Below are 6,933 nucleotides of genomic sequence, written 5' to 3'. Positions count from 1 at the left end.
TTTCGGACACAATTACTGAAATACTACCGTCTCTTCTCCTGAAATTAAACATGGCTGTTACAACTTGATCCTTTATTGGAGTGCTAAAGTTATTCTCAATTTTCCGGAAATACTGAACCTTGATATAGATTCTTATTATTGCACAGAAAAAAACATAAAATTTCTGAAAGCAACTTTTGGAAAAAGATCAAGTTCTATCTTTGAAAGTGAAAAAAACGGAAATGATACTTCCATCATTAATAAACCCAATCTTTTGAATCTTATTAAAAGAAACTTTCCTGATTTCAGAAAGAAAGCCTGGCAAATAGAACCTAATTTTCTAAAAAACTTGAATGCTATTCAAAAAATTTTTGGTCTAAATGAGCTAGAAAAACAATTTTTGGCTTTTGTCCTCACTGTTCGCACTTCATATCTTTTTAATTCATTTCTTGGATGCTTGGGTGATCTGGATATGTCTGACTGTATAGAAGTGTTTTCGGTGATATTTGATTCGGAGAAGCAAGAAATTTCTAAATTGCTTTCTTATGAGTCTACACTTTTTAAAACAGGATTGATAAAAATTTGTCGTCACGACTCTTCAGAAATTGGAGAAAAGTTTGGAACTATTGAAGGTTTAGCAGACCAGTTTTTCCTTTTTCACAAAAACCCAGAAGATATGTTTAAAAGTTATATAAAAAAATCTGCACCAGCTACCCTTTCTCCTGAAGATTTTTCTTATCTTGAAGAATTTCATCTTATAACAACTTACCTCAAAGCCGTGCTTGAAAGGCAGGAACGAGGCGCTAACATTCTGTTCTATGGTCCTCCAGGTACAGGGAAGACAGAATTAGCGCGGCTAGTGGCTCGGGAATCTAGAGCTATTCTTTACGAGGTGGGGTTTTGCACGAAAGAAGGGAAACCTTTTGGGGAAGATGAACGGTTTTCGGCTTACCGATTAGCCCAATTTCTCCTTGAAAGAAGAGACAGGGTAGTCCTACTTTTCGATGAGGTAGATGACATCTTAAATTCTTCCTCGCGACCTATGTCTTTTTTTTACGCGGATAGAAGGGGTGATGCATTAAGTAAAGCCTGGCTTAATCATTTGATTGAAGAAAATGTAGTTCCAACCATATGGATATGCAACAGAATAAACCATATAGACCAGGCTTATCTCAGGCGGTTTGATGTAGTGGTGCACCTGGACTATCTGCCCCGCACTGCGCGTTTGCGAGTCCTCAAAAAACACCTAGATAATCTTCCTGTTTCCGATGATTGGCTACGAAAAGCTGCCGAGCTACCTCACCTTTCCCCAGCAGTAATCGCAAAAGCTGCCAAAGTGCTACGATACGTAAAGAAGAAGGTTTTAGAATCCCTAATAACCTCATATCTGAAAGTTATGGGAGTTTCGGAAATATTTATTTTAAGAAAAGAAACGGGTTTGCCTTTCTTGCCAGAGGCACTGCACATTAAACCTGAAGCGAAACTTCTTTTTGAGGCGGTCAGTCGTATTGGAAAGGGAAGATTCCTCTTTTACGGTCCTCCAGGTACTGGAAAAACTGAACTTGCTCGTCAAATAGCCAAACATCTTGACCGAGAACTTGTTTTAAAGCGGGCTTCAGATCTCATCTCTCCTTATGTAGGAGAGACCGAAATTAACATCGCCAGAATGTTTAAGGAGGCTCGTAAAGACAAGGTCGTTCTTTTCCTTGATGAGGCTGATAGTTTTCTTCAAGCTAGAAAAGAGGCCCATTATTTTTGGGAAGTGACCATGGTGAATGAGCTTCTTACACAAATGGAAACTTTTGAGGGGCTTTTCATCTGTGCTACGAATTTTATAGATCGCCTTGATGAAGGGGTAATGAGACGTTTTGACCTGAAGGTAAAGTTTGACTACCTTCGTCCGGATCAAAGCTGGAAACTTTTTGTGGCCTTATTGGGGAATAAGGCTAAAGAAAAACACCATGAAAAGCTTTCTCGCCTGCGACTAACTCCAGGAAACTTCGCCACAGTTTACCGAAAATTGAAACTTTTTAGTGACAGCCTAAAACCTGAAGATTTTTTAGAGGCATTGAAAGAAGAGGCTCTCTTTAATCCTAAATCTTTTAAGAAAGGGGGCATAGGATTTATTTCAGATACCAGAGCCTAAAAACAAGATTTGTTTACTTTTTCCTTAAAATTAATTTCCGAAAAAATTTTACTGACATAATAGTGTCAGTCATACGGAGTAACATTAAAAAAGAGTTTTATTACAACCAATTAAAAATTTTTCTGGAGAAATCATTATGAGCATAACAGTTGTACTTTCTGATATTCATGGGAATCTAGATATTTTTGATGAAATTCTTTATGAAATTGAAAAAAATTATCCTCTAGTTAATCATTTTATTTATCTTGGGGATCTAATCGATAGAGGAAGTGATGTTAAAGAAGTTTTAGATATAATTATTGAACAAAAGAAAGATAAAAATATAACGATTCTTTTGGGAAATCATGAATATATGATGCTTAATTATTTGCTTAACAAAGATATTAATGCAGGAAAAGAATGGATACGTAATGGCGGATTTAATACTTTAAGATCCATTTTTGAAAAACCTATTTCAATTTATAAAGAACAACTGGCAGAATATTTGATACATCAAGCCTGGCAGAAAACTAAAAAAATTTTTTATTATATTAAACATCTTTGGCCTGAACCTCAAAATCAGTTGTTTTATGTGAAACAATTTGGCTCAAGAACTTTTCTTTTTTCTCATGCGGGGGGAAGTCAAAATGCTTGGCAAAAAGTACTTAATGGATTGCCTCTTGACTACCAAGAACGTCTAAGTTTTATAACTCTTGATATTACAGGATTTAAAAAGATAAACTTACCCGAAAATATTTTTTTAGTTTATGGTCATGTTGATCGTAAAATAAAAGTCAATTCAAATAAAATCAATATTTGTGCAGATGATAATACAATTATTGCATTAGTTATTGATGAACTTGGAGATTACGAACTATTAAAGGTTCAGGTTTAAATAATTTTATTAGAAAATTAGGAGACAAAATATGAGTTATAATAATTTTAGAGTCAAAACTAAAATTTTAGCTTTAGGTAAGACAGGAGTGGACGCAATAAAAAAAATGCTTCCAAGAAAGTTAAAAGATACAAGTTTTTTGATACCTAATTATAACTATTATAGTATAAAATCTCAAGACAATTTGAATAAGATTTGTTTTAAAAAACTGAATACTAATAATAAAAAGACAAAAGAAATGCTTTTAGGAAGAGATGAGCTCATAAAAGAATTTTTAGAAGCCAATATAGTATTTATTTTAGCAGACACAAACATTAAATCTGAAGTAGAACTTATCTATATAATAGCAGAACTTCTTGAGGAATTAAATGTTTTTATTATAGCTTTATTAGCCACTAATAGTTGCTCCAAAAACGAAATGTCTATATTAGTTAATCAAAAATATTTTTCCGATCTTTGTGAGAAAATTGATGTTATCATTCCAATATTCTGGAATCAAGCAAACCACACTTCTAAAAAAATAAAACACACAGTCAATTATAATGTTGATGATATTTTCTGTTTAGCTATATATGGAATTTGGGACTTAATTTGTGCGGAAGATTATTATATATCTGTAGATCTTGCAGATATTAGGAAGGCTTTAAGCAGTAATAGAAAAATAGCTTTTTTAGGTATAGGAGAAGAAATAGGAAAAAATAGAGCTAAAATAGCGTTACAGAAAGCATTAATAGATTTGTCCTGTAATATTCCTATTATTTCTAATACAAAGGGGATAGTTTTGAATGTTACAGCACGTAAAGATAGTATTACTATGGATGAAGTTGAATTCATTATAGGATATCTTGAAGATATGGTTCATGAAGCATATATTGTATTTGGTGTAATATTTGATAGCTATATTGGTGATAAATTACGTATTACTTTATACTGCTCTCAGTAGCATTAAAAATTTTAACCGGAGTTTGACAGTTAATAGGTGGCCATTACGCTACTTTGATACAAAGCCTAAAATTGAATAAAATGACTTAAGATGACTAATAAAAAATAAGGAGATTAAAATGGAAAATTTATTAGATGAACTTTTGTTTGAATATAAAAAATTAAAAAAACAGAAAGAAGAAAAGGCTAGAAAAAAAGCTTTTGAATTTAATATTTTTGAAATTTTAACTTTAACTAAATATAGAGAAATTTCTAATTTACCAGAAGGTCAGATTTCTAACATAATTGCTGAACTTTTAAATCCATCGGGAAAACATGGACAGGGAAAAATATTTTTAAAACTTTTTTTAGAAGAAATTAAAACTCAAATAAAAAAAGTTTCTATTGAACAGGATGTATTGCAAATCTTAAAAGAAGACTATTTACTTTTTTTAAGCGTAGAAAGGGAATATACTACTGATAAAGGAAAATTTATAGATATTATTGTTAAATTACCTTACTCTTCTCCAAATAATACTTTAATTATCGCTATTGAAAACAAACCTTGGGCTAAAGAACAAACGAATTTAGAGACTGGATATTATCAGATTAAACATTATATAGACTTTTTAGAAAAACTTAAAAATAAAGGAGAGATAGTAGATTTTATATTTATCTATCTTGCTGAAGATAGAGAGCCAGTAACTATTAATAAAGAAAAAATATTTAATCTTCAAGCTGAAGGAAAATTTTTAAATTTGTCTTATACAACATTTTTAGTAAATTGGTTGATATTATGTAAAGAAAACTCGCAAGCAGAAAAAATAAAAATAATTATAGAAGATTTTATAAACTGGATTTTGAAAAAATTTAAAAATGAGGGAGGAGAGAATATGTTTGTTGAAAGTTTGAAAAATTGGTTATTGACTTCTGAAGATAACAAAGATAAGGTTAAACTCCTTTATGAAATTTATCAAAATTTTCCTGCGCTTACAAGAAAAAGATTTGAAGAAATTTTTAATAAAGTTTTAGAAAAATTAAAACAAAATTATCACGATATAGAAGGACAAATAGAAAAAGGAGAAGATTTGTTGTGCTTGTGGATTTATCATAAAGATTGGGAAAAGTATGGGTCATATAGTATAATTAATTATGCTCTTCAAGTTAATAAAATTAAAAATTTGGAAAATTTTTACTGGGAGATAGGATTATCTCGTCCTGAAGAAAAGGGTGAGTTGAACTATGAAAGTTTAAAATTAAAAAGTAAAATCGAAGTATTAATCCACAGAATAAAAGAAAAAGATGCGGAATATAAATATCAAGATAATGAATGGTGGATAAATAAATGGTGGATAATAAGGAAGGAAGAAAAAGATCCTGAACTTATCTTTAAAATCTTTAATAAGTTGAAGCTTGAAGAGATAGAAAATAGATGGTATGAAGAAATCAAAAAATTGATAGAGACTGTTGCAAAACAAAAATCAGACTTTGTGGGAACGTCCATATAACGGTGTAAGAGAGTGTCCATATAACTGTATAAATTTCATCCCAGCCTATCCTCGAATAAAATGGCTATCTGGCTATAGACCGATGGCTGTAGCGACCCCCTTCAGGACTGCACAGGGTATAATGCAGCAAGGAGGGAAAAATGAGTACAGCAGAACCTGAGGTCAAACGTTGGACAGCAAAGCGTAAAACCTAATTGGTCTTGGAAATCCTAAAAGGCAAGACCACCGTGGCTGAAGCCGCCCGACGCTACGATCTCAAACCAAGTGAGATCCAATCTTGGGTTGATGAGGGCATAAAGGGCATGGAGAACAGCCTTAGGGCTCGTCCCCGGGACATCCGGGAACAATATGAAGCTAAACTTAAAGGGGCTTATGCTGCCTTAGGGGAGGCTCAGCTTGAGATCAAAGTCTTAAAAAAAGTGTAAAGCCTGCTCGACTTGGACGAGACGTCGTAAAGTCGGTGCAGGCAGAACTTGAAGCTGAAGGGCACAAGGTCTCGTTGACGAAACTCTGTTGCTGGCTGGGTATTTCAAGGCGGACGCTTTATTACCAGCCCAAGGGGCGTAAGAAGCCACTGGACGAAGAAAAAGTGGCCAGGGTTAAGGAAGTTATTGAGAGGTTTCCGACTTATGGTTACCGGCGAATAGCAGCGGTTTTGGGCTGGAATCGCAAGGTGGTCCAAAGGATTTGTCAGAGGAAGGGCTGGCAGGTGAGGAAGCGGAGCAAAGGTAGTCGGCCACGGGCCAAGGGGTTCATTTCGGTGGCCAGCCGGCCCAATGAGAGATGGGCCACGGATTTGACCATGGTCTGGTGTGGGCGCGACAGGTGGTGCACGCTGGCAGTGGTGATTGATTGTGCCACGCGGGAGGTGGTTGGCCTCTAGAGGGAATGCAGCGACAGCAGAGGCAGCATTGGAGGAGGCCCTGATTTTTCGATTTGGCTGTTTGGGTCGGGTTTCCGGGAAACTAGTGCTTCGAAGCGATAACGGCTTAGTCTTTACGTTGAAGAGGTACACAGCAACGGCGAAGGCTTATGGGCTTAGCCAGGAATTCATCACGCCTTATACACCCGAGCAGAACGGCTTGGTGGAACGATTCATCAGGACGCTTAAGGAAGAATGTATTTGGCAGCATCGATTTGAGAGTTTAGCTCAGGCGAGGGAGGTGATATCAAGCTGGATTAGGTACTACAACTTGGAGAGGCCGCATCAGGCCTTGGAGTATCAGGCACCGTCGGATATGCTAGCAATAGCAGCTTGAGTTGTGCAAAAACCAGGGGGTCATTACAGCCACACCCACCCCTTGCGAGGCCTCGTCAGGGTCGAAACAATCTCATGAGACCACTTCGTCGCTTCCGGCTCCTCGCAGTGACAATAAAGATCTCTCAGCAAGCGCTAGAGAAGAGACCTCAGACAGCTTCATTTATCCACGTTCAAAAAAATTACCAAAAAGTTTTTAAAAGTTATTTGACAATAGTTCCTACAAGCAAATTATTCAAAAATTCAA

7 protein-coding genes are annotated in these 6,933 nt (G+C 35.2%); all 7 read left to right on the top strand.

Annotated features, from left to right (window positions below):
- Window positions 1–64 precede the first annotated feature (64 nt).
- The 7 genes from TH606_RS10790 (at window position 65) to TH606_RS12135 (ending at window position 6,687) form a co-directional block, all read left to right on the top strand.
- Window positions 65–2,125 carry an AAA family ATPase gene (locus TH606_RS10790; protein WP_068543950.1) on the top strand — a complete coding sequence of 687 codons (2,061 nt, stop codon included), beginning with the start codon at window positions 65–67 and terminating at the stop codon, window positions 2,123–2,125.
- 136 nt (window positions 2,126–2,261) lie between these two features.
- Window positions 2,262–2,999: a metallophosphoesterase gene (locus TH606_RS10785; RefSeq protein WP_068543948.1), complete on the top strand. Its 738-nt coding sequence runs from the start codon at window positions 2,262–2,264 to the stop codon at window positions 2,997–2,999.
- 31 nt (window positions 3,000–3,030) lie between these two features.
- Window positions 3,031–3,942, top strand: a complete 912-nt coding sequence (locus TH606_RS10780) for an FtsZ/tubulin family protein (protein WP_068543945.1) — start codon at window positions 3,031–3,033, stop codon at window positions 3,940–3,942.
- 118 nt (window positions 3,943–4,060) lie between these two features.
- On the top strand, window positions 4,061–5,428 hold the full coding sequence (locus TH606_RS10775; protein WP_068543942.1) for a PDDEXK-like family protein: 1,368 nt from the start codon (window positions 4,061–4,063) through the stop codon (window positions 5,426–5,428).
- Between the two features lie 194 nt (window positions 5,429–5,622).
- The gene (locus TH606_RS10770) at window positions 5,623–5,853 is read left to right on the top strand and encodes a transposase (RefSeq protein ID WP_197460573.1); all 231 of its coding nucleotides are present in this window, start codon (window positions 5,623–5,625) and stop codon (window positions 5,851–5,853) included.
- Window positions 5,854–5,888: 35 nt separating this feature from the next.
- Complete coding sequence (locus tag TH606_RS11760; RefSeq protein WP_197460572.1) at window positions 5,889–6,311, top strand: IS3 family transposase; 423 nt, start codon at window positions 5,889–5,891, stop codon at window positions 6,309–6,311.
- A complete protein-coding gene (locus tag TH606_RS12135; RefSeq protein WP_408033340.1) occupies window positions 6,283–6,687 on the top strand; it encodes a transposase in 405 nt (134 codons plus the stop codon). Before TH606_RS11760 ends, TH606_RS12135 begins: the two co-directional genes overlap by 29 nt.
- Window positions 6,688–6,933 lie beyond the last annotated feature (246 nt).

The sequence above is a fragment of the Thermodesulfatator autotrophicus genome, from assembly GCF_001642325.1.
GTDB lineage: Bacteria > Desulfobacterota > Thermodesulfobacteria > Thermodesulfobacteriales > Thermodesulfatatoraceae > Thermodesulfatator > Thermodesulfatator autotrophicus.
Note: the sequence above shows the minus strand (reverse complement) of the source record. Positions and strands in the feature narration are given on the sequence as shown.

What these genes read in the sequence shown, in the direction of transcription:
- TH606_RS10785 (WP_068543948.1), top strand. Translation starts at nt 2,262, where the DNA reads ATGAGCATAACAGTTGTACTTTCTGATATTCATGGGAATCTAGATATT.
- TH606_RS10780 (WP_068543945.1), top strand. Translation starts at nt 3,031, where the DNA reads ATGAGTTATAATAATTTTAGAGTCAAAACTAAAATTTTAGCTTTAGGT.
- TH606_RS10775 (WP_068543942.1), top strand. Translation starts at nt 4,061, where the DNA reads ATGGAAAATTTATTAGATGAACTTTTGTTTGAATATAAAAAATTAAAA.